Source organism: Poseidonibacter lekithochrous (assembly GCF_013283835.1).
Classification (GTDB): domain Bacteria; phylum Campylobacterota; class Campylobacteria; order Campylobacterales; family Arcobacteraceae; genus Poseidonibacter; species Poseidonibacter lekithochrous.
Genome location: NZ_CP054052.1, coordinates 807,287 through 831,711 on the forward strand (window position 1 = coordinate 807,287; position 24,425 = coordinate 831,711).

The window sequence follows — 24,425 nt, forward strand, 5'->3', positions numbered from 1 at the left end:
TTAGTAAATGAAATCTTTTAGTAATACAGTAAGGTCTCTTCATAGAGACCTTGGATATTTTGTAATTGGACTAACTTTAATTTATGCAATTACGGGGATTATATTATCAGGGCGTGGGCTTGGTTGGTTTAAACAAGAGTTTAAATCTCAAGCTGTAATACAAAAAAGTATTGAAACAAAAAAGTTTAATGATATTTTTATTGCTGAGGTACAAAAAGGAACAATAAGCGAAGTTTTTCCTACTAGTAGTTATGAATCAGTAAAAAAGCATTTAAATTTAAAATTAAAAAAACAAGAAGATACTGTTTATTTTTACAAAGCTTGGAGAACATTAGAAGTTAGGTATGACTCAAATAATGGTTCTTTAAATGTAAAATATGTTGGTTATCCAGCAGTAGTTGAATTGTTTATAGATGCACATAAAGCAGCACATGAAGGCGCATGGTTCTACCTTGCAATTTTATATAGTGTTATCTTGTCATTTTTAGCTATCTCATCTTTTTGGATGGTAAAAGGTAAAAATGGATTTAAAAGAAGAGGTATTTATTTTATGTTAGCAGGTTTTGTAGTTGTTGGAATATTTTTATCTCTAGGTTAATTAACTCTTATTCAATAACAAGTTTGCGATTTCTTGTTATTGGATATTATAAAAAGCACTACTTCTTGTCCTTTAGTAGTGCTTTTTATGATATCTTGAATAAATAAACTCAATTATAACTCTTCCAAAAACACTTAAAGAAAAAATTAAACTTTACTTAGATATAATCACGGCTCTAATTTAATTAGAACCTCACATATGTCAACATCCTGATTTGAGTTGTGCCTAGAAATTTTTCGAAGCATTAAGGGGCATAGAGGACAAAACTCAAAATAAACAAAATATCCAAGGAGAAATTATGGTTACAATGAAAGACCTATTAGAATGTGGTGTACACTTCGGACACCAAACAAGAAGATGGAATCCAAAAATGAAAAAGTTCATTTTCGGTGTTAGAAAGAATATTTATATTATTGACTTACAAAAAACGTTAAGATATTTCAGATACACATATAATGTTGTTAGAGACAGAGCTGCTGAAGGTCAAACAATGATCTTTGTTGGTACTAAAAAACAAGCTTCTGAAGCTGTTAAAAGAGCTGCAGAAAATTGTGGTATGCCATACGTTAACCACAGATGGTTAGGTGGAATGTTAACTAACTACGGAACAATCAAAAAATCTATTAGAAAATTAGAAATCATCAAAAAGATGAGAGAAGAAGGTCAATTAGACTTACTTACTAAAAAAGAAGCATTAATGCTTACTAGAAAAGAAACTAAGTTAGAATTATACCTTGGTGGAATCAAAGAAATGCATAAATTACCAGACATGATGTTTGTATTAGATGCTGTTAAAGAAAAAATTGCTATTCAAGAAGCTAGAAGATTAGGAATTACTGTTGTAGCTCCTTTAGATACTAACTGTGATCCTGATGTTGTTGATTTACCAATTCCAGGTAACGATGATGCAATCAGATCTATTCAATTATTCTGCAACGAAATGGCTGCAGCAATTAATGAAGGTAAAGCATCTTTAGAAGAACCAGAAGAAGCTCCTGTATCTACTGAAGAAGCAGCAGAAGTTGTAGCTGAAGCAGTAGCTGAAGGTGAAACTGAAGCTAAGACTGAGGAAGCGTAATCATGGCTGGTGCAACTCCTAAGTTAATTAAAGAACTAAGAGAAAAATCTGGTGCAGGAATGCTTGATTGTAAAAAAGCACTTAATGAGTGTGATGGAAACATTGATGATGCAGTTAAGTATTTAAGAGAAGCTGGTTTAGTTAAAGCAGCAAAAAAATCTTCAAATGTAGCAGCAGAAGGTATTATTAACATTTTAGTAAATGATAATAATACTAATGCAACTATGATTGAAATTAATTCTCAAACTGACTTCGTTGCTAAAAATGAGCAATTCCTTAACTTAGTTAATGGAATTTCTGCTCACGCTCAAGCAAATGATATTGCAGATGCTGCAGCTTTAGCTACATCTTCAATTGATGGTCAAGATTTTACAACTTTCTTAAATGAAAAAATTGCAGTTATCGGTGAAAACTTAGTTGCAAGAAAAGTTTCAAATGTAAAAGGTGACGTTGTTAATGCATACGTTCACTTAGGAAAAGTTGGAGTTGTTTTAGCTGCTACTTGTGATGAAGCTGCAAAAGAAAAAACTGTAGATTTATTAAAAAAAGTTGCTATGCACGCAGCTTCAATGAAACCAACTGTTATTTCTTACAAAGATTTAGCTGCTGATTTCATTGAATCAGAAAACAAAGCAATTATTGCTGATATTGAAAAGTTAAATGAAGAGTTAGTAAGACTTGGAAAACCTCTTAAAAATATCCCTGAGTTTGTTTCTAGAGTTCAATTAACTGAAGAAGCTGTTGCAGCTGCTGAAGCTAAAATGACTGAAGAATTATTAGCTCAAGGTAAACCAGAGAAAATTATCGGAAATATCGTTAAAGGTAAAATTGCCAAATGGATTGAAGATAACTCTCAATTAGATACTGCTCACGCACTATTATCTCAAAACTACGTTATGGATGATTCAATGACTGTTGAACAAGCTATTAAAGCTGTTGACGCATCAATTGAATTAACTTCTTACGTTAGATTTGAATTAGGTGAAGGTATCGAGAAAAAAGAAGAAGATTTTGCTGCAGAAGTTGCTGCACAAATGGGTCAATAATAACTACCCAAAATAATCTAAAGAAAGAGGAATTAAAAATGAGTGAAGACTATAATAAAGAATCACTCATTTCCTCTGACTTCTTATTAGAAGCTAAAAACTTAACACATAGTTTTGACTATGAACTATTCAACGATATAAATCTAACATTATCAAAAAAACAATCAATTGCAATTATAGGAATGAGTGGAAGTGGTAAATCAACACTTTTAAATATTCTATCATCTTTATTAAAGCCATGTTTTGGTGAAGTTTTATTTAATGAAAAAGATATTTATTCATTAAAACAAAACAAACTTTTAAACATAAGAAGAGAAGATTTTGGTATAATTTTTCAAGCTCATTATCTTTTTAGAGGTTTTACAGCTAGTGAAAATTTAGATATTGCAACTTTATTAAGTGAAAATGACATAGATGAGAATCTATTAGAAGATTTAAAAATTGAACATGTGATAAATCAAGGTGTAGGTGAGTTAAGTGGTGGACAACAACAAAGATTGTCAATAGCTAGAGTATTAACTAAAAAACCAAAAATTATATTTGCAGATGAGCCAACTGGTAATCTTGATAAAGATACTGCTAATATGGTAATTGATACACTTTTTAATTATATTAAAAGTAATGATGCAGGTTTAGTATTGGTAACTCATGAAAATGATTTAGCAATGCAATGCGATAAAGTATACAAACTTGTAGATACAAAACTTCAGGAGTTAAAGTGAATTTATTATTGATATGTGAAACACCAATAATAGAACAAATTTTTACATTAGTATGTAAAAAATTAAAACTAAAACTAACTATAAAAGATTCAACAAATGATATTAAAGACAATTACGATTTAATTGTAATTGACCAAGCTTTTATCGATGACAAATTTAATATAATTAAGAAGTATTCAAAAAAATTAGGGGCAATTTCTAGTGAAGAATTACCTTTTGATAAATCAAGAGATTTTATCATTCCTAGACCTTTTTTACCTACAAAATTACAAGAATTATTAGCTGAAGAAGTTGAGTTAATAATTCAAGAAGAAAAACAAGCTCAAGTAATTGAATCACCTCAAGCTTACGAACCAAGAGTTTATGGTGAGTATGATGAAGACACAGATGTGACTGTTCCTGTTACTGATTATGTTGAGTCTTTAGCTGATGAAGTTTTTAATGATATACAAGAAGAGAGTGATGAAAGTATTATTAGTCAAGCTTCTTTAAATGAAGGTGGAGTATTAGATTTCACAGAACTTTCAAAAATTAATCAAATACTAAAAGATGAACAAACACAAAATGAAATATCTTTAGAACAAGAAGATTGGAAAGATATCTCTGATATTATTGACGATGCTTTAGATGAAGTAAAAGAGTATGAATTTAATTTAGATGAAGGTCAGGGTAAATCAGAAATCCTGCCATATAAATTAGTATTAAGTGATTACAACTTAGAAGAGTTAAAACCTTTATTAGAAAAGTTTAACCAAGAAGTTGTTGATAAACTTTCAACAGGTGAGAGTGTTGATATTAGATTAGTTTTAAAGGAAAATATTTGATTAGCGAAAAAAAAGGCGCAATTTTAATTTTATCAGGACCTAGCGGTTGTGGTAAATCAACTCTACTAAAAGAAGTTTATAAAGATATAGATGATTATTACTTCTCTATTTCTACTACTACAAGAGATCCTAGAGAGGGTGAAACAGAAGGCGTTGATTACTTATTTACTTCAAAAGAAGAGTTCGAAAAAGATATTGAAAATGGTGATTTCTTAGAATATGCTAATGTTCATGGGAATTACTACGGAACATCGTTAAAGCCTATTAATGCCGCTTTAAAAGAGGGTAAACTTGTAATCTTTGATATTGATGTTCAAGGACATGAAATAGTAAGAGAGAAGTTAGATTCTATTGTAACTTCTGTATTTATTACAACACCAAATTTAAGTGAATTAGAAACTAGATTAAATAATAGAGCAACTGATTCAAAAGAAGTAATTGAAAAAAGAATCAAGAATGCTAAACATGAAGTTGAGTTTTTCCAAGATTATGATTACTTAATTATAAATGATGATTTAGAAACTGCAGCTAAACAATTAGTAAGTATTGCTAATATCACAAGAGTAAAAGCAAAACTTTTTGATAAAAAAACGATTGTATCGACTTGGTTAAAATAACCTAGTCGATTTTATCGTAACTAATAGGTCTTTCGAAATAATATCCCTGACAATAGTCAATTTTTAATTCTTTAATTTTATTATAAATAGCTTCATTTGATACAAACTCAGCTACTGTTTTAACTCCAAACTCTTTAGAGAAGTTAGCAATTGTTGTAACAATAATCTCTAAATCTTTAGATGTATTAATATTCTCAATTAATGAACCATCAATTTTTACAAAGTCAATATCAAGTAGTGTTAAAAGATTGAAGTTTGAGTATCCAGCTCCAAAGTCATCAACACCAACTGAACAATCAAATTTTCGCACATTTGCAATAAATTTAGTTACTTCATCAAAATCTGATATCTCTTCTGATTCTAAGATTTCAAACTCTAAAAGGTGAGAATATTCTCTATTTTGTTCTAATATATTATATATAAATGATGTAGTCTCTTTATTTGCAATATCATCAAATGAAATATTTACTGATACTCTTTTATTCTTTTCTTTAATTAATTGAAAAGAATCATTGATTACGATTTTTATAATATTTGGATAAAGTTTTGTTCTTCTAGCAACATTTAAGAAGTTAATAGGAGAGATTTCTTGGCCATCTTTTGTTACATATCTAATAAGAGCTTCGTATTTGAATATCTCTTTTGTAAAGCTATTTACAATTGGTTGGAAATATGCTTTAAATAGATTTTCTCTAAATCCTACTTTTACTTGTTTAACCCATTTGATATTCTCTTCAAATGATTCTTGAATATTAAATGATTCATTATAAATAAGAATTCTTTGCATTTTACTTCTAGCATAGTTAATTACTCTTTGAGAGTATTTAAAGGCTCTTTGACCATCACCTTGCGCAATACCAATAGTAACATTAATATCAATTTCATCTTCATTAATAAATAGAGAATCTTTTTCAATTTTGTCTGCAAAGTTTTTACATAAATCATAGAATTCATTTACATCTTTGTTATTGTCTTTTGAAACAATAGCAAATTTATCTGCTTCCATTCTATAAATTGTAAAGTGTTCATTGTTAAAATGTTTTTTAATTGTATTAGCCATTTCAGAAAGAATAATATCCCCATTCTTTTCACCAAAAAGGTCATTGATAGTTGAAAACTCATCAATATCTAATAATGCCATTAAATCAATATTATTAGTCTCTAAATCTTTTTTAAGTCTATTTCTATTTGGAAGATTTGTAAGTTTATCTATATATAAATCTTTTAATTCATGGTATAAAAGTGATTGTGACATTACTTGTAAAAGTTTTGCTACATCAATAGGTTTTAATACATATTTATCAACACCAATATCAATTGCTTCTAGTAAGTACTCTTTATTTGAGAAAGCAGTTGCAACGATAATAGGAATATTCATATTGATTTTTTTGATCTCTTTTACCATTTCTAATCCATTTAGAATTGGCATATTAACATCAGTAATAATTAAATCAATTTCATTTTCATGTTGTTTAAATAGTTCAAGGCCTTCAGCACCATCTTGTGCTACATATTGTTTTTTTGTAAAGCCTTTTAAGATTTGATGAGTTACTTCTCTTAAATCTTTTTCATCTTCAGCATATAAAATAGTAATATTTTTTAGTATAGATATATTATTTATCATTAAGATTTACTCCATAGTTATTACGATATAATATCATATTTTAATATATATATAATTAATTATTTGAAAAAGTATTAGGGTATCTTAAAACTTAGTGATTTAAAAAGATAAATTATTTATTTAAGATAGTTTATTTATATAACAAAGCCTATAACACGGACTGTTTGAAAAGAACGTTCTTTCGTAAAAAATAAATAATAAATAAAATAAAATAAATTTTTTGAATTGAAAATAATAATTATTAAAAGAAAAAAATTAATAACTAATGATGAATCTAGGAATAAATAAGTGTCAAAAACAAAATGTAATCATTGTCATTTAACTTTTAATGATGATGTGATGATTAAAGAGGGTGAGTTAAGTTTTTGTTGTAATGGATGTCAAGGTGTATACCACTTACTAAAAGATGATGGTTTAGACTCTTTTTATGACAAATTAGGAAATAAAACAATTACGCCACCTTTAAATCTTGAGAATGATGACTTAGAAAAGTTTGATTCAATTAGTTTTACTAAATCTTATGTATCTACAAGTGATGATGGTTTTAATCAAGTTGATTTAATTATTGAAGGAATTCATTGTGCTGCTTGTGTTTGGTTAAATGAAAAAATACTTTATGAAACTACTGGGATTATTGAAGCTAATATCAATTTCACTACAAACAAAGCTAGAATTACTTGGGATGAAGATGAAATAAAACTATCAGAGATAATTTTAAGAATTAGATCAATTGGTTATAACGCTTATGCTTATGACTCTTCTTTAGCTGATGAAAAAGCAACAAAAGCAAAACGTGATTACTTTATTAGAATGATGGTTGCAGTTGTTGGATCGATGAATATTATGATGTTAGGTGTTGCTAAATATTCTGGATTCTTTACTGGAATGAGTGATGATGTTAAATGGATGTTACACTTAGGTGAATTTTTACTTTCAACTCCTGTTTTACTTTATTCTGGATGGGTATTCTTCAAAGGTGCTTATTTTGGATTAAAAAACGGAATGTTAAATATGGATTTCTTAGTTGCTTCTGGTGCAACTTTAACATATATTTATTCACTATTTATTCTGTTTGGAGCAAAAGGGGAGAGTTATTTTGACTCTGTTGCTATGATCATTACTTTTGTACTTGTAGGTAAATACCTTGAGGTTATTGGTAAAAAATCTGCTGTAGATACACTTGATAAAATTAAATCAACTCTACCTCTTGAAGCTACAGTTATAGTAAATAACGAAAAGAAATCAGTATCTTTAAATAATATTAATATTGGTGATGTAATTGAAATTAAAACAGGTGATAAAGTACCCGTTGATGGAATTATTACAAGTGGGGAAGCTTCTTTTGATGAATCATCATTAACAGGTGAATCTATTCCCGTATTTAAAACTATTGGTGACACTGTATATAGTGGAACAATTAATACTAATGCATTAATTCATTTTGAGGTTACAAAAGATTTTAAAAACTCAACTTTTTCATCTATTGTTACTTTATTAGAAGATTCTCTTAATTCTAAACCCAAAATTCAAACAAAAGCAAATGAAGTTTCAAGAGGTTTTACAGCAGCTATTTTAACTCTATCTTTTCTAACTTTTTTAGTTTGGTATTTCTTTGGAGTTGATTTAGGATTTGATTATGCTGATACTAATCATTTTGAAAAATCTTTTATTGTAGGTATTTCTGTAATTGTTATTGCTTGTCCTTGTGCTTTAGCTTTAGCTACTCCAATGGCTAGTTTAATTGGAATTTCACAGCTTGCAAAAAAAGGTCTTTTATTTAAAGAAGCTAAATTTATTGAATCTCTAGCAAATGTAAATTCTGTTGTTTTTGATAAAACAGGAACTTTGACAAAAGGTCAATTATCAGTAGTAAAAGCTAATATTTATGATGATAATAATGAAAAACTATCTTTGCTTTATTCATTATTAGATTCTTCAAATCATCCAGTTAGTAAATCTGTAAAAAAATATTTAAAGGCTAACTTCTCACTAGAGTCAAAAAAATTAAATTTAGTAAAAACTTTGAATGCAAAAGGTGTAAGTGCTCAATATAAAAATGATGAGGGTGAGAACTTTTCTTTACTTGGTGGAAATCAAGATTTAATTAATGATTTTAATATTACATACTCTTTAGATTCAAATAATACAGTTTACATTTTTGCAATAAATGATGAAGTTATTGCTAGTTTTGAGCTTGAAGATGAAATTAAAGAGAATGCAAAAGAGTTAATTGATTATTTAAAAGCAAATGATATTGAAGTAATAATGCTAACAGGAGATAATGAAAATGTTGCTAAAAAAGTTTCTTCGAGATTAGGTATTTCTAAATTCTATGCAAAACAAACTCCACAATCAAAAGCTTCCTTTATTAAAGAGTTTAAAAAAGAAGAAAAAATTGTAGTTATGGTAGGAGATGGAGTTAATGACTCTGTTGCTTTATCTAATGCTGATGTTGCTGTTGCTATGGGAAATTCTGCTGATATTTCATTGCAGGTTTCTGATATAGTTTTATTAAACTCTTCTTTATATTCTCTACAAGAATCTTTTATAATCTCAAATAGAACTTACAAGTTTATAAAGCAAAATTTAGGTATATCTTTAGTTTACAACATAGTTACAATACCTTTTGCGATGTTTGGATATGTTATACCTTTAGTTGCAGCACTGTCAATGAGTTTAAGCTCACTGCTTGTTGTATTAAATTCTCTTAGAATTAAAATGAAATAGGAATATTTATGATTAGTGATACTTTATTTATGATGTTAGTTGTTGGGCTTATTATCTCTTTTGCTTTATTACTACTATTTGTTTGGGGTGCGAAAAGCGGACAATTTGATGATTCTAATAAAATGGTTGATGGTTTATTATTTGATAGTGTTGAAGATTTAAATGATGCTATTAATAAAGAAAATAAATTGAAAAATGCTAAAGAATCTAAAATTAAAAAAGATAGTGAAAAAGAAGATAAAAAAAGCTAGTCAATTAAGACTAACTTTTTTGAAGAATTACTAATTATTTAAAAGCAGCAATTTTTTTAGATAATTCAGCAATATCAGCGTCAGAAAGTCTAGCAACTTGACCTTTCATAACACCTTTCATAGCTCCACCGTAAGAACCATCTTTGTAACCTTTTAATGCAGCTACAAGTTTCGCTTCGTCCCATCCAGCGATAATTGCAGATTTACCTAATGCTTTCTTTTCACCGTTTTGACCGTGACATCCAGCACATGCAGCGAAAGACGCAGCAGATAAAGATGCAGCAGTTAAAGCAGCAAATAATGTAGTTAATACTAATTTCTTCATTGTTTCTCCTTAAATTTGAACAAATATTCTAGCTTTATTTTCTTTTTTTTTAGCTTAATACTTTTATTTAATTATTGTATATCAGTATAAGTGTTACCTATAATTGTGCATTAATTGTGAAAGAATTTTTTAATTACTTTTTGCAAATATAAAGGGATATTTATATATAGTATATTTTTAATTTTGGGGTATTTATGAACAATGAAACAGTACTAGAAGTCAATGACTTAACTTTTTATTATAAAGAAAATTTTCCTATATATAAGAACTTCTCTATGGAGCTTAAAAGAGGTGAACTTTTCACTATCTTTGGAAAAAGTGGTTCAGGTAAAACTACCTTATTTGAATTAATTACTGGAACAATAAAACCTCAAAAAGGGACAATTCGAAAAGAAAATCTTAGTTTGATTTTTCAAGATCCTTATAATTCTTTTCATCCTACATATACAATAATTGAACAAATTAAAGATGTTGTATTTTATGATTTTAAAGAGGATATGAATGCTTTTTTACAAGAGTTAAGTCTTGATGCAAAACTTATAGAGAAACGTCCTCACGAATTAAGTGGAGGGCAATTACAAAGATGTTCAATATTAAGAGCACTTTTAATGAAACCAAAACTTTTATTAGTTGATGAACCAACATCAGCTTTGGATAATGTCATTGCTTATGATGTTATGAAACTACTTATTAAATATCTTGATTCATGTGCAATACTCTTAATTACACATGATATGGATTTAGCTACTTGGTGTAGTGACAAAATTATACGATTGGAAGAAGATGCAAGAAAATAAAAAAGCCTTAGTTCTACTTAATATGGGTGGAGCTAGAAATAAAGATGAATTAAAAATGTTTTTAACAAATATGTTTAATGATAAAAATATATTAACAGTAAATCCATTATTGAGAAAAATGATTGCTTTTTTTATTGTTAAATCAAGATTAGATGAAGCATGGACAAATTATGAAGAAATAGGAAATGCTTCTCCTATTAATCCTTTGACTGAAAAATTAGTAAATAAAGTAAATGAAAAAATAGGTGAATATAAAACATATCAAATGATGAGATATACTCCCCCATTTGCAAAAGATGTTATTGCTCAAATGAAAGAAGATGGAATTGAAGAGGTAGTTTTATTACCTCTATATCCTCAATACTCAACTACTACTACAAAGTCTTCATTAGAAGATTTTGAAAAGCATGCTAAGGGTGCATTTGAAACAAGAGTTATTGAGCCTTTTTATAAAAATGAAGCTTTTAATAATTGTATTATTGATGAGATTTCAAGTCAAACAAATTTTCCTCAAGATTTTAATCTAATTTTCTCAGCTCATGGTCTTCCTCAAAAGATTGTTGATGCTGGTGATCCTTATGAAAAACAGATGATTGAACATGTTGAGATTTTAACTTCTATGTTAAACAATAGAGGTATGAATTTTAAGTCAATAAATTTAGCTTACCAATCAAAAGTAGGGCCAATGAAATGGCTAGATCCTTCACTTGATGAAATGCTTACTAATTTTAAAAGTGAAAATGTAATTATTTATCCAATTGCTTTTATTGTTGATAATTCTGAAACAGACTTTGAATTGGCTATTGAGTATAAAGAGATAGCAGAAGAGATTGGTGTAAATGAATTTAAAGTATGTAAATGTGTAAATGATAATGATACATTTATTGAAGCTATTAAAAATATTATAAAATAGGAATTAATATGAAAGTTGAACAAGCCTTATTAGAAGTAGCAAGAAATAGTATTCTTCATGAGTTTAACTCATCATTTATTATAGATAAAGAAGCATTAATAAAAGAGCATCCTATTTTAAGTGAACAAAGAGCTTGTTTTGTGACATTAAATTTAAATGGAAGATTAAGAGGTTGTATTGGTTCATTAATAGCTCACAAACCATTAATTGATGATGTGATTCATAATGCTTATAATGCTGCTTTCTCTGATTTAAGATTTAATAGATTAAGCCCTGAAGAGTTTAAACATATATCTATTGAAATATCTGTATTAACTCCTGCAATTAAACTTCCTTATGAAAATGTGGAAGATTTAAAAGAGAAAATAAAAGTAGGGGAGCATGGAGTAATTCTTGAATTAGATGGGAAAAGAGCTACCTTCTTACCTCAAGTTTGGGAGCAAATTCCTAATTTTGATGATTTTTTTACTCAACTATCTAAAAAAGCAGGTTTTCCTAACTCTTGTTTAGAAGACTTACCAACTATATATACTTACACTGCTATTAAGATAAAATAGTGTTATATTTCAAAGAAGAGAATGATAGACTTGTTTGTCAATTATGCTCTTACTACTGTAAATTAAAACCTAATCAAACTGGTATTTGTGGCGTTAATAAAAATACTGGTGATAAAATAGAGTGTTTAGTATATGGACATATTGGTGCTATTAATATTGATCCAATTGAGAAAAAACCTCTTTATCACTTTTTGCCTAAAACTAAATCCTTATCTCTTGGAACTGTTGGTTGTAATTTTAAGTGCTCTTTCTGTCAAAACCATGGAATGAGTCAAGAAAAAAACATTGATAAATCAAAATATCACAGTCCTCAAGATGTGGTAAATATTGCACGAAAATATAAATGTGAATCAATCTCTTATACTTACAATGAACCTACAATTTTTTATCCTTATGCAAAAGATATTGCAATTGAAGCTAAGAAATATGGAATTAAAAATGTATATGTTTCAAATGGTTTTGAAAGTTCAGAAGTAATTGATGATATGAAAGGTCTTATTGATGCTGTTAATATTGACCTTAAATGTTTTAATGATAAATATTACAAAAAAAATCTTGGTGGAAACCTAAATCAAGTATTAGAAAATCTAAAACATTTTAAAAGAAATGGTATTTGGGTTGAGGTTACAACTCTCTTGGTTCCTACAAAAAATGATTCAAAAGAAGAGTTAGAATCAATTGCTAGATTTATAAAAGAAGAATTAGATGAGTTCACTCCTTGGCATATTTCTTCTTTTCATCCTGATTATAAAGATTTAGATTTACCAAGAACTTCCTTTGAGTCTTTGAAACTAGCTCATGATATTGGGAAAGATTTTGGATTAAAATATGTATATATTGGGAATATTGGTTTTGATAATAATACACACTGCCCAAAGTGTAATGAAATAGTTTTAAAACGAAATAGATTTGAAGTATTAGAAAATAGTGTAAAAAATGGAAAATGTCCAAAGTGTAACTATGAATTAGAAGGGGTATATCCTAAAATGAAAAGTATAAGAAAAACTGGTTTTTGTGGTAGTTTCTATCCTGAATCAAAAGAAGAAATCTTATCATATATAGATGATTTTAATAAGAACTTTGAAGTAAATGGAACTTTTGATACTAAAGCTATGATTGTTCCACACGCTGGCTATGTATATAGTGGATTTACTGCAAATATTGCTTATAATATTTGTAAAGATAAAAAGCCTAAAAGAGTTATTGTAATAGGACCTACTCATAATGTTTATTATGAAAAAGCAAGTGTTGCTTTATATGATGAGTATGAAACTCCTTTTGGAAATATAGAAATAGATAAGAAATATTCTCAAGAGTTAATAGAAAAATATGATGTTTTAGGTTTTAATGAAGAATTACATTTAGAACACTCAACAGAAACACAAGCTCCTTTTATAAAACACTATTTTCCAGATGCCCAAATTATAGAGATGATATATGGAAAAGTTGATTTCAAAGCTTTAAGTGAAGTAATAGATGAGTTTTTGGAAGATGAAGAAAATTTGATTTTAATATCAACAGACTTAAGTCATTTTCATACACAAGAAAAAGCAAATAAACTTGATAATATTTGTCTAAATGCAATAGCAAAAAAAGATATGGAAATGTTTGATGAAGGTTGTGAAGCCTGTGGGAAAATTGGTGTAAAAGCTATTATATACTCAGCTATAAAGAAAAACTATAATTCAAAAGTTTTACATTATTGTACTAGTTATAATAAAACAAAAGATGCATCAAGGGTTGTTGGTTATACATCAGCATTAATAGGAAATTAGATGTTTTTTTTGAAGAAATTTATATCATCTTTTTTAATGCCAGTTCCTATTGGGCTTTTCTTATTTGCTTTGGGAATTTATTTTTTATTTAGAAACTCATATACAAAAGCAAAAGTATTTTTATTTTTGACTCTAACTTGGTTTGCTTTGTTATCTTATTCACCTGTAGCTAATGCAATTTTAGCTCCTTTAGAGAACTCTCATAAGGCATTATTACAAACACCAAAAGTTGATTATATTTTGGTTTTAGGGAATGGACATTTCTCAAATGAAAATTTAAGTATTACTTCTCAGGTTAATACTACTGCTATTAATAGATTAAATGAGGGGATCAAACATTATAATATTTTAGAAAATGCAAAATTAGTTGTATCTGGTTATGGTGGATATGATAGAAATCCACATGCTTTTATGCAAAGTATTCTCTCCTCTTCTTTAGGTGTGGATAAAAAAGATATTATAAGGTTTGATAATCCCAGAGATACAAGAGAAGAAGCCTTAGCTATGAAAAAACTAGTAGGAGATAAGTCTTTTATTTTAGTTACATCAGCATCTCATATGAAAAGAGCTGTATTATTATTTAAAAAATTAGGATTGAATCCAATTCCTGCTCCTACGAATCATTTAGCACATAATAAAAAAGGCTTTTCTTTTTATTTTTCAGGAGGAAATATTCATAAAGTTGAAGTTGCAATACATGAATATTTAGGTCTAATTTGGTACAAAATTAAAGGCTATATTTAATATACGAAACTTAAAGTAAATTACGCTAAAATTGCAACTTTGTTGCAAATAAAGGTAGAAATTGAAAATATTAGATGTAGAAAATTTATCATATGAATATGGTAAAAATACTAAAGTCTTAGAAGATATAAATCTTAGTATCAATAGTGACGATTTTCTAGCAATCATTGGTCCCAATGGTGGTGGAAAATCAACTCTTCTAAAACTAATCTTAGGTTTATTAAAACCACAAAATGGAAAAATTCAAAAAAATATTAAAAATGATGATATAGGTTATGTTCCACAAAATACAAACCTAAATACTGATTTTCCCATAACTGCATTAGAAGTAGTTCTAATGGGTCATATTGGAGTAAGAAGAAAAATATTTGGTTATTCAAATCATGATATCTCTTGTGCTAAGAATTCTTTAGAACAAGTAGGAATGAAAGGTTTTGAAGATCGAAAAATTGGAGACTTAAGTGGAGGTCAAAGACAAAGAGTATTTATTGCACGTGCTCTTTGTGCAAAACCCACAGTAATTTTATTAGATGAACCAACAGCAAGTATTGATGTTAAAGGTCAAAATGAAATTTATGAACTACTAAAAGATCTAAACAAAGAGATTTGTATAGTAGTAGTAAGTCATGATATCTCAGTACTTTTAAATTATGCAAAAAACGTAGCTCATGTGAATAAGTCATTGGTTTATCATAAACTTGAAAGTATTAAAAAAGATATTAATACAACTGATGATCATTTATGTGAAGTAGAACTTCTTTCAGCACTTGGGAAAACTCAAGTTTGTTGTGATCATAAGCATTAAGGATAAGATATGATGGAAATGTTTCAATATGATTTTATCCAAAATGCAGTAATCGCTGGAGTTTTAATTTCAATAGCTGCTGGTATTATAGGATCTCTTGTAGTTGTAAATAAACTTACTTTTTTAACTGGTGGAATTGCACATAGTTCATATGGTGGAATTGGTATTGCTATTTATTTAGGGTTACCTGTACTTTTTGGAGCTACGGTATTTGCTATTATTACAGCGGTTATTATTGCAATGCTTACACTAAATAAACGAAATAGGGTAGATTCTCTAATTGGTTTAATGTGGGCTTTTGGTATGGCAATTGGTATTATCTTTGTGGATTTAACACCTGGATATAATGTGGATTTAATGTCATATTTATTTGGTTCAATAATTGCAGTATCTAGTGCTGATATCTGGTATATGGCAATATTAGATATTTTTGTAATATCAATTGTAATGATATTTTATAAAGAGATATTAGCAGTATCTTATGATAGTGAATTTGCTGCATTAAGAGGTATAAATACTAAGTTCTTTTATACTTTGATTTTAATACTTGCATCACTTTGTGTAGTTGCAGCTATTAAGGCTGTTGGACTTATTTTAGTAATAGCATTATTAACAATCCCTACATATTTGGCGGAGGCTTTTGCTAATAGATTATCAACAATGATGATAATTAGCTCAATTTTAGCTACAATGTTTACCATTATTGGTCTAGCAATATCATATTTCTATGATATTAGCTCAGGGGCAAGCATCATTATTACTGCAGTTACTTTGCTAACTATTGTAAAACTAATAAAAAAATAAAACTAAGAACGGAAAAACCTATGAATAAAAATATACTTGTTGGTGAAATCAACAAATTAAGAGTAAATAGAGTTAGTGAACCAGGTATTTACCTGATAGCTGAAGATGATGAAGAGATACTTCTTCCAAATGCGTACATTGAAAAATCAATGGAAATTGATACTTTTGTAGATGTATTTGTATACACAGATAGTGAAGATAGATTAGTATCAACTACAATTAAACCATATATGTATTTAGATGAATATGCTTGTTTAGAAATAGTTGATATGGCAAGATTTGGAGCTTTTGTAGATATTGGATTACCAAAAGATATCTTAGTACCTAAAAATAAACAAAAAAGTTCATTCTCAGTTGGTGGATATAAAGTTTTACAACTACAATTAGATGATAGAACTAATAGACTAATCGCTAGTGAAAAATTTGAGTTATTAAAAGACCCAGAAGGTTATAATATCAATGATGAGGTTGATGTATTATTATACTCTCAAACACCACTTGGATTCAAAGTAATTGTAGATAATAAATATGAAGGTATGATTTTCCATAATGAAATCTTTGAAAATCTTAATGTAGGACAAAATAAACGTGCTTATGTTAAAAAACTTAGAGAAGATGGAAAACTTGATATTTCTTTACAAAAAATTGGGAATAAAGTTTCTGACGATAAAGTTTATGAAATTTTAAATGAAAATGGTGGAGAGATGAACTTTACTTATAAAAGTGATTCAGAAGATATCAAAAATGTGTTTGGAATGAGTAAAAAAGCTTTCAAAGCAACTCTTACTAAACTAATAAATGAGAATAAAATTGTACTAGAATCTGATAGTATTAGAGTAAAATAGTAACATTTTTATTTAAGAATGGATTAATTAAGACAAAATTTATCCGAATTAATTATAATGCTAAAAAAATTTAATAAAAGGAATATTACATGGCAACAACTAAGTTAAAAGGTAATGAAGTAAATTTAATCGGAAATGAAGTAAACGTAGGTGATACAGCTCCTGTTGTAACAGTTGCAGCAAAAGATTTATCTGACGTTCAAGTTGGTGGAGAAAAAGGTAAAGCTCAAATCGTTGTTGTAGTTCCTTCTTTAGATACTCCTGTATGTGCAGCAGAAACTAGAAAATTCAATGAAGAAGCAGCAAAAATTGAAAATGCAGAAGTAACTGTAGTTTCTATGGATTTACCATTTGCAATGGGTAGATTTTGTACAACTGAAGGTATTGAAAACTTAACTGTTGGTTCTGACTTCAGAGCTAAAGATTTCGCTAATGCTTACGGTGTATTAATTGAAAATGGACCATTAGCTGGTGTAACTTGTAGAGCAGTATTTGTAATCAACGCTTCTGGTGTTGTAACTTACAAAGAAATTTGTCCAGAAATTACTGAAGAGCCTAATTATGATGGTGCTTTAGCAGCAGCTAAAGATGCTACTTCAACTTCTTGTTGTGGAACTTGTCAGTAGTCAAGGCTTTTAACTGACTAAGTCGTTATAATCCCTTAAAAACATAAGCCATCCTCTAAGGATGGCTTTTTTAGGAGATTATATATGGTTTTTGATCAAACCCCAAATGTACCACCCGTTAAAAAAAGCGGTTTTAAAGTATGGTATAAAAAATTCTCATCTCAACCCCATCAACCTTTTTTTACTAGTGGTATTATATTTTTCATTCTTTTTTTATCTATGTTTACTGCTGTATATTCAGGGCTTATTAATGTAGATGCATCTGTTTTGACTTATCATGCATATAGTATGATTTTTGTTGTTTTCATCCAATTCTTTTTAGGATTCTTATTTGTAGTTTTCCCTAGATTTTTAATGCAAGCAGAAATTTTACCAAAAGTTTATATGCAACAATTTCAATTGTATTTATTATCATCTTTAGGTGTTTTATTGTCATTATTGTTCTTTTCAGAGATTACAGTTGTTTTCCAGTTAATAATGTTTGTAGCCCAAGTATTAAGCTTTAAACTACTATTTGAAATACATAAAAAAAGTTTAATGAAAGTAAAAGAAGATACAAAATGGGTTTTAATTGGTTTTGCTTCTGGTTTAGTAGCTCATCTTTTATTTATTATTTCAAGTTTTGATTTTAATTACTCTTTCTTAATAAATAAATTAGCATTAAATGCAGGGTTCTACTTATTTTTATTTATGATTATATTTGCGATATCTCAAAGAATGATTCCATTTTTTACTACGGCAAAAGCACCTGGTTATGTTGTAAATAAAACAAAAAATATTCTTTTATATGTATATGTATTATTAGCTCTTAAAGTATTAGTTTTAGCATTTTTAGATACGGCTTTTAACTTATTAGTTGATATTCCTTTATTTATTTTAATTACAAGAGAATTAATAAAATGGAAACTTCCTTTCTTTAAAGTTCCTGCAATTATGTGGGTATTATATTTAGCTTTATATTGGATTCCAGTAGCATTCTTATTGTCAATTGTAGAGTCAATTATGGCTATTTATTCACCTGAAATATTATTTGAAAAAGTTGTTGTTCATACTATTGCTCTTGGATATTTTGTAACTGTATTATTAGGATTTGGTACTAGAGTTGTATTAGGTCACTCAGGAAGTACACCACATGCTAACAACTTTGCTATTGTTATATTTGTAGCAGTACAATTTATTGTATTACTTAGAATAGTTTCATCATTTGCTTTAAATTCTGACAATATGTATTTAACACTTATTAATACAACTGCAATCTTGCTAATAGCGGGATTGATTATATGGTCAACAAAGTACTTAACTATTCTTTTTAAAGGTAAATAACTAGACCAAGTTACTTTACTAAACATATTCTTTACACTAAATAACTAAAATTCAAATAGAAAAAGTGTAAAGGATAATGTATGAACATAATTAAAAAACCTTCTTGGAACTTATCTGAGAATGATGTAACTCCTCAAGAACTATTTGATAAAAGAAGAAGCTTCTTAAAACTAGGTGCGGCTTCTATGGTTGCTAGTGGTGCTATTATTGAAGCATTGGCTAAAGATAATATTCCTGTAGCAAACTTAAAATATATCAAAGATAAAAATATTGATAATCTTAAACTAAATACTTATGAACAAATTACTACTTATAATAATTTTTATGAGTTTACTACATCAAAAGGTGGAGTAAAAGATTTGGCACATACTTTGGATACTAATAATTGGAAAATTGAAATTGATGGTTTGGTAGAAAAACCATTTACTTTAGACTTAGAAGATTTGATTTCAAAAATGAGTATTGAAGAAAGAATTTATAGATTTAGATGTGTTGAGGGATGGTCAATGGTTGTGCCTTGGAATGGATTTGTTTTAAAAGATTTAATTAAAGCAGCAAAACCATTATCAAAAGCTAAATACATTAGATTTGAAACTAAATATGATGAAGAGATGTTCCCTGATCAATCACGAGGTGTGTTTGGTTCAGTTGATTATCCTTATGTTGAAGGTCTTAGAATGGATGAAGCTATGAATGATTTAACATTTATGGCAATTGGTCTTTATGGTTCACGATTACCAAAACAAAATGGTGCTCCAATTAGATTAGTTACTCCGTGGAAATATGGATTTAAGTCTATTAAATCTATTGCAAAAATTTCTTTTGTAGAGGAAGAACCTTTAAATACTTGGCAAAAAGCCAATAGTAGAGAATATGGATTTTATGCAAATGTAAACCCAAATGTTGATCATCCAAGATGGTCTCAAAAAAGAGAAAGGGTTTTAGGAAAATTTTTCAAACAAAAAACATTAATGTTTAATGGTTATGAAGAAGAAGTAGCACATTTGTATAAAGGCATGGATTTAAGAAAGTATATATAATGAAACGATTAACAATTCACCTATTGCTATTATCACCACTGGTATTTTTATTAGCTCAATTATTTATTTTTGAGGTAAATGATCCTATCAAATATATTTATATCGTATCAGGTATAACAGCAACTGTAATACTATTTTTTTCAATCACTATATCAATGATAAAAAAACATATAAATTTAATGAAATTTAGAAAAGATATAGGATTATTTGGATTCTTTTACGCACTATTACATATGGTGAATTTTATTGTTTTTGATGCTCAATTAGACCTAGGCTTTATAATAGAAGAGACTTTGGATAAACCATTTATCTACTTAGGAATGATAGCTTTTTTCATACTATTATTTATGGCTCTAACTTCAACAAAAAAGTTATTCAGAAAGTTTAATAAGTACCATAGATTGATTTATATTGCATTAGTTTTAATTACAATACATTTCATAATGGCCCAAAAAACGATAGCTCTAGACCTGTTTTGTTATATCGTTATAATAATTGTGATTGGATATTATAAATTACTACAAATAATTGTTAGAAACAATCACGTAAAATAAAATAGACTTGTTAACCATTGGTTAATTATTGATTATGTTTCAGTTAATTTCCTATAGTTATAATATTTATATAGATAGGTTGACGCAGCGACTTATTTATGTAAGTATTTTTAAGATAGAATTTCTTAAATATAAATAATTTTTTTTATGTTTCCTTGTGTTAAAGGGGTGTCAGCAATGGCACCCCTTTCTTTTTATATAAACTCCAAAATTTCATTATTCAATCAGTCTTAAACCTATTATGATACTATTCATTTATAACAAATCTTTATCGTGAGAAAATCAAACAACTAATGCCATTATCAAATTTAAACCAAGAACAACTATCTGCTGCTACATGTGATCACGGATTCAATCTAATCATTGCAAGTGCTGGAACAGGTAAAACATCTACTATTGTTGGACGTATAGCAAACCTAATTAATAAGGGTGTAAAACCTGAAGAGATTCTATTATTAACTTTTACAAATAAAGCTGCTGCTGAAATGGTACAAAGGGTTGCTAAGTTTTTTGGTAAAGAAGTTGCAAAACAAATTATGGCAGGAACTTTTCATTCTGTATCGTATAAACTATTAAAACAACTAAATAAAAATATCACTTTAAAACAACCAAATGAATTAAAAACACTATTTAGATCTATCTACGAAAAAAGAGTTTTTGTGGAGAGAGAAGAGGATACTAATCCTTATGATGGTGGATATTTATATGATTTATATTCACTTTATCTTAACTCAAATGAGGGTGAAGATTTTGGAGAATGGGTAAAAGATAAAAACCCAGACCACGAACTATATACGATGATTTATGAAGATGTTGTATTAGAGTTTCATGAGTTAAAAGCAAAGTATGGATATGCAAACTTTGATGATTTATTAACAATTATGTTAGAAACATTAAAAGAAGAAGAGTTTGAATTCAAAGAAATATTAGTAGATGAATATCAAGATACAAATCCACTGCAAGGAAGACTTCTTGATGGTTTTAGACCTACATCACTATTTTGTGTTGGGGATTATGATCAAAGTATTTATGCTTTTAATGGTTCAGATATTGGTATTATTTCTACTTTTGCTACAAGATATGATAATGCTACAGTTTACACATTAAGAAAGAACTATCGGTCTTCAAAACCTATTTTAGATTTAGCAACAAAAGTAATTGAACATAATGAAAGAATTTATGAAAAGAACTTAGAGGTAATGAGAACTCAGACTTCAAATCCTCCTAGACTTTTAGCTTTTAATGAGCTATTTTCTCAGTATCATTATATTTCAGAGTTAATCTCTCAAAGTGATACTCCTCATAATGAAATTGCTATTATTTTCAGAAACAATTCAAGTGCTGATGGGATTGAAGCAAACTTGCGAGAGTTTGAAATTCCAGCAAAAAGAAAAGGTGGAATGTCATTCTTTGATTCTGTGGAAGTTAAGTTTGTATTAGACTTACTTGTAATGCAGTTGTCCCATAATGATATGATGGCTTTTATTCACACTTTAGAGCATGGAAAAGGTATTGGAAAAGCAATTGCAAAAGATATCTTCGATGCTTTAATAAAACTAGGTGGAGGAGATTTAGTCAAAGGATTATTTCATCCTGATCCTGATATGAGAAATCCTTATGAGTCTAATAAAGTTAAAAATATTCAATTAGGATTGTTTGATGACTTTATAGAACTAGGTTCTATTTCAAAATTTAAAGACTGTAATTTTGAAGAAGGTTTTTTATCTAATCCTATATTAAAACACCCAAAACTTTCAGTTGATGGTGCTAAATATGTATATGATTTTTATTTATTAATGAAACATTTAAGACGTACAAAAAATCCAGACTCATTAGTAACTAGTATTACTTCATCAATGATGTATTCTAAGATTAAAGATGCTTTATCAACAAAAAGAGCAACACAAAAAGATGGAACTGTTAATGTAATGCAAAAGACAAAATCTTTAGCAAAAATTAATAGAAAAGTAATGCTTCTAAAAAACTTATCAAGAAACTTCAATGACTTATCAAAGTTTGTAAACTCAATGATTTTAGGTGGAAGTGAAATGAGTGAGGGTGATGGTGTAAACCTACTATCTGTTCATGCAAGTAAAGGCTTAGAGTTCAAAGAAGTATATGTAATTGACCTAATGGATGGAAGATTTCCAAATAGAAAGCTAATGAGCAAGGGTGGAAGTCTAGAAGAAGAGAGACGATTATTCTATGTAGCAGTTACAAGAGCAAAAGATATACTTTATCTTTCATTTGCAAAATTTGATAAAATCAAAAAGCTTACTTTTGTAGCAAGTCCATTCTTAAGAGAAGCAGGATTAGTAAAAGGTGATCCAGAAGAGAAAACTGCTGCTGATCCTTCTTAAGACAGGTGTAGTCTACTTCTAACTAAATTCTTTCCATCTTTTTTTGCATTGTATAAAAGTTTGTCAGATTTTTGTAGCATTTCATCGATATTATTACTTCCGTAGTTATCACTAACTCCAAAACTTGCTGTAATATTGATAACTTCTTCATAAACAAAAATATCTATTTGTTCAATTTCATCTTTTATATCTTCCACTTTTTTGATAGCATTTTTTAGATTTGTTTTTGGAAATACTAAGGCAAATTCTTCTCCACCTAATCTTCCAAATATATCATTTGATTCTAGTTGATTTTGGATTGTTTTAGTAAACTCTATTAATACTCTATCTCCTACATCATGGCCATATTTATCATTGTATGATTTGAAGTTATCAATATCTATCATTACTGTTGTAAACTCTATGTTTTCTTTTTTTGAAACTGAGAAAATATTTTGAGCATGAATAAAGAAGTTTCTTCTATTCATTGTTTTAGTTAAATGATCAGTATGAGCAATATCATATAGTTGAAGATTTACTTTTTCTAACTCTTCCATAGCATTTTTGATTTGTTTTGTTTTACTATCTATTTGACTTTCAATATTCTTTTGATTATGGGTGAATAGTTTTTTATAACTATTTAATGTCAAAATTAGAATAAGAATAATTAGTAATAAAAATGTTGATAATATACATGTAGTTTTGAATATATCATTTGATATTTCAATATCACTTTCTGTTTGAATTGATAATAATAGCTCATTTTTTTCATTGTAAAAATAGATATTATTAGTGAAATAATCGATTTTTTCTTGGCTATTTACAATAATCTTAGGAAAATTCTTCGATGAATGCTTATGATCTGATGTTTCATTTGGTTTATTCGAAAACCTAACTTCTAAAAAATTAGAATTAATATTTTTTAAATATAAGTTATCTATTTTTTTACCTAAAATTAAAAACCCGTTAGAGTTCTCAGAATAATCTGTTTGATATACTGGAGCTTTAGATATAAAATATGAGTTGTTTTTATATTTTATAATTCCATTTATCTTTTTTATTTTCTCCAGTTTTTTGATTAAATATTCTTCAAAATTATGATCTTTTGCATTTGTGATATTTCTTGCTTTTTTTGAGAATAAAAGTTTATTTGATTTGTTTGTTAGTATAAAATAAGATAAATCTATATCTTCTAAAGTATAAGAATCTTTTCTAAAATTTGAATATATATAATCTGGATTTTGGTCATTTATAAATTCATATGTCTCATCTAGACTTGAATATTCTAGATTTAACTTATGAATAAAGTCAATTCTATCTTCTAATTTTTCTATTAAAGACTTTATATTTTTATGATTAATTTTGCTGTTTGCAATATGGTAGTTTTCAATTAATTTATTCTGTGTTATTACGATAAAAGCAATAGCTAAAGCTATTATAAACAATAAGAAAAAATTGCTTTTCTTTTTAATTTTTTTTAACATTTTTCAA

At 27.9% G+C, this 24,425-nt stretch carries 24 protein-coding genes; 21 read left to right on the forward strand and 3 right to left on the reverse strand.

Features of this window, described 5'->3' with window-relative positions:
* The first annotated feature begins 7 nt into the window (after positions 1 to 7).
* The 6 genes from ALEK_RS03995 to gmk all read left to right on the forward strand — a co-directional run bounded on the left by ALEK_RS03995 (position 8) and on the right by gmk (position 4,885).
* On the forward strand, positions 8 to 598 hold the full coding sequence (locus ALEK_RS03995) for a hypothetical protein (RefSeq protein WP_071627462.1): 591 nt from the start codon (positions 8 to 10) through the stop codon (positions 596 to 598).
* Positions 599 to 896: 298 nt separating this feature from the next.
* Entirely contained in the window at positions 897 to 1,676 is a 780-nt protein-coding gene (gene rpsB / locus ALEK_RS04000; RefSeq protein ID WP_071627461.1) for a 30S ribosomal protein S2, read from the forward strand.
* 2 nt (positions 1,677 to 1,678) lie between these two features.
* Complete coding sequence (gene tsf / locus ALEK_RS04005; RefSeq protein WP_071627460.1) at positions 1,679 to 2,722, forward strand: translation elongation factor Ts; 1,044 nt, start codon at positions 1,679 to 1,681, stop codon at positions 2,720 to 2,722.
* A gap of 38 nt (positions 2,723 to 2,760) precedes the next feature.
* Positions 2,761 to 3,444: an ABC transporter ATP-binding protein gene (locus ALEK_RS04010; protein ID WP_071627459.1), complete on the forward strand. Its 684-nt coding sequence runs from the start codon at positions 2,761 to 2,763 to the stop codon at positions 3,442 to 3,444.
* A complete protein-coding gene (locus tag ALEK_RS04015) occupies positions 3,441 to 4,268 on the forward strand; it encodes a hypothetical protein (protein WP_071627458.1) in 828 nt (275 codons plus the stop codon). Before ALEK_RS04010 ends, ALEK_RS04015 begins: the two co-directional genes overlap by 4 nt.
* A complete protein-coding gene (gene gmk / locus ALEK_RS04020) occupies positions 4,268 to 4,885 on the forward strand; it encodes a guanylate kinase (protein ID WP_071627480.1) in 618 nt (205 codons plus the stop codon). The genes ALEK_RS04015 and gmk overlap by 1 nt, the downstream gene beginning before the upstream one ends.
* A gap of 1 nt (position 4,886) precedes the next feature.
* Here gmk and ALEK_RS04025 read toward each other — a convergent pair whose 3' ends face one another.
* Positions 4,887 to 6,509: an EAL domain-containing protein gene (locus tag ALEK_RS04025; RefSeq protein ID WP_071627457.1), complete on the reverse strand. Its 1,623-nt coding sequence runs from the start codon at positions 6,507 to 6,509 to the stop codon at positions 4,887 to 4,889.
* 288 nt (positions 6,510 to 6,797) lie between these two features.
* On the opposite strand from ALEK_RS04025, the gene ALEK_RS04030 reads away from it, so the two are divergent.
* Positions 6,798 to 9,236, forward strand: a complete 2,439-nt coding sequence (locus ALEK_RS04030) for a heavy metal translocating P-type ATPase (RefSeq protein WP_071627456.1) — start codon at positions 6,798 to 6,800, stop codon at positions 9,234 to 9,236.
* An 8-nt stretch (positions 9,237 to 9,244) separates the two neighbouring features.
* Positions 9,245 to 9,487: a cbb3-type cytochrome oxidase assembly protein CcoS gene (ccoS, locus tag ALEK_RS04035; protein WP_071627455.1), complete on the forward strand. Its 243-nt coding sequence runs from the start codon at positions 9,245 to 9,247 to the stop codon at positions 9,485 to 9,487.
* Between the two features lie 34 nt (positions 9,488 to 9,521).
* Here the strand turns inward: ccoS and ALEK_RS04040 are convergent, their stop codons facing one another.
* The gene (locus tag ALEK_RS04040) at positions 9,522 to 9,812 is read right to left on the reverse strand and encodes a c-type cytochrome (RefSeq protein ID WP_071627454.1); all 291 of its coding nucleotides are present in this window, start codon (positions 9,810 to 9,812) and stop codon (positions 9,522 to 9,524) included.
* 194 nt (positions 9,813 to 10,006) lie between these two features.
* Here ALEK_RS04040 and ALEK_RS04045 point away from each other — a divergent pair, with 194 nt between their 5' ends.
* The 13 genes from ALEK_RS04045 to ALEK_RS04110 all read left to right on the forward strand — a co-directional run bounded on the left by ALEK_RS04045 (position 10,007) and on the right by ALEK_RS04110 (position 22,955).
* A complete protein-coding gene (locus ALEK_RS04045; RefSeq protein ID WP_071627453.1) occupies positions 10,007 to 10,609 on the forward strand; it encodes an ATP-binding cassette domain-containing protein in 603 nt (200 codons plus the stop codon).
* Positions 10,596 to 11,522: a ferrochelatase gene (gene hemH / locus ALEK_RS04050; RefSeq protein WP_071627452.1), complete on the forward strand. Its 927-nt coding sequence runs from the start codon at positions 10,596 to 10,598 to the stop codon at positions 11,520 to 11,522. The genes ALEK_RS04045 and hemH overlap by 14 nt, the downstream gene beginning before the upstream one ends.
* 8 nt (positions 11,523 to 11,530) lie before the next feature.
* The gene (gene amrA / locus ALEK_RS04055; RefSeq protein ID WP_071627451.1) at positions 11,531 to 12,079 is read left to right on the forward strand and encodes an AmmeMemoRadiSam system protein A; all 549 of its coding nucleotides are present in this window, start codon (positions 11,531 to 11,533) and stop codon (positions 12,077 to 12,079) included.
* Positions 12,079 to 13,854 carry an AmmeMemoRadiSam system radical SAM enzyme gene (gene amrS, locus ALEK_RS17700; RefSeq protein ID WP_071627450.1) on the forward strand — a complete coding sequence of 592 codons (1,776 nt, stop codon included), beginning with the start codon at positions 12,079 to 12,081 and terminating at the stop codon, positions 13,852 to 13,854. Before amrA ends, amrS begins: the two co-directional genes overlap by 1 nt.
* Positions 13,855 to 14,598 (forward strand): ElyC/SanA/YdcF family protein, encoded by a 744-nt coding sequence (locus ALEK_RS04070; protein WP_071627449.1) that lies wholly within the window; start codon positions 13,855 to 13,857, stop codon positions 14,596 to 14,598. It begins immediately after the preceding gene.
* Between the two features lie 61 nt (positions 14,599 to 14,659).
* Positions 14,660 to 15,403, forward strand: a complete 744-nt coding sequence (locus tag ALEK_RS04075) for a metal ABC transporter ATP-binding protein (protein WP_071627448.1) — start codon at positions 14,660 to 14,662, stop codon at positions 15,401 to 15,403.
* 9 nt (positions 15,404 to 15,412) lie between these two features.
* Positions 15,413 to 16,207, forward strand: coding sequence for a metal ABC transporter permease (locus ALEK_RS04080; RefSeq protein WP_071627447.1), 795 nt, complete (start codon positions 15,413 to 15,415; stop codon positions 16,205 to 16,207).
* Between the two features lie 20 nt (positions 16,208 to 16,227).
* On the forward strand, positions 16,228 to 17,052 hold the full coding sequence (locus ALEK_RS04085) for a CvfB family protein (protein WP_071627446.1): 825 nt from the start codon (positions 16,228 to 16,230) through the stop codon (positions 17,050 to 17,052).
* 89 nt (positions 17,053 to 17,141) lie between these two features.
* Entirely contained in the window at positions 17,142 to 17,678 is a 537-nt protein-coding gene (gene prx-suh, locus ALEK_RS04090) for a thiol peroxidase Prx-SUH (RefSeq protein WP_071627445.1), read from the forward strand.
* A gap of 84 nt (positions 17,679 to 17,762) precedes the next feature.
* Complete coding sequence (locus ALEK_RS04095; protein ID WP_071627444.1) at positions 17,763 to 19,001, forward strand: NnrS family protein; 1,239 nt, start codon at positions 17,763 to 17,765, stop codon at positions 18,999 to 19,001.
* An 80-nt stretch (positions 19,002 to 19,081) separates the two neighbouring features.
* The gene (gene msrP, locus ALEK_RS04100; RefSeq protein ID WP_071627443.1) at positions 19,082 to 20,041 is read left to right on the forward strand and encodes a protein-methionine-sulfoxide reductase catalytic subunit MsrP; all 960 of its coding nucleotides are present in this window, start codon (positions 19,082 to 19,084) and stop codon (positions 20,039 to 20,041) included.
* A complete protein-coding gene (locus ALEK_RS04105) occupies positions 20,041 to 20,595 on the forward strand; it encodes a protein-methionine-sulfoxide reductase heme-binding subunit MsrQ (RefSeq protein ID WP_071627442.1) in 555 nt (184 codons plus the stop codon). Before msrP ends, ALEK_RS04105 begins: the two co-directional genes overlap by 1 nt.
* A gap of 293 nt (positions 20,596 to 20,888) precedes the next feature.
* Positions 20,889 to 22,955: an ATP-dependent helicase gene (locus ALEK_RS04110; protein WP_071627441.1), complete on the forward strand. Its 2,067-nt coding sequence runs from the start codon at positions 20,889 to 20,891 to the stop codon at positions 22,953 to 22,955.
* On the opposite strand, the gene ALEK_RS04115 is transcribed toward ALEK_RS04110, so the two are convergent.
* On the reverse strand, positions 22,952 to 24,418 hold the full coding sequence (locus tag ALEK_RS04115) for a sensor domain-containing diguanylate cyclase (protein ID WP_071627440.1): 1,467 nt from the start codon (positions 24,416 to 24,418) through the stop codon (positions 22,952 to 22,954). The two genes, ALEK_RS04110 and ALEK_RS04115, sit on opposite strands and share 4 nt — an antisense overlap.
* Positions 24,419 to 24,425 lie beyond the last annotated feature (7 nt).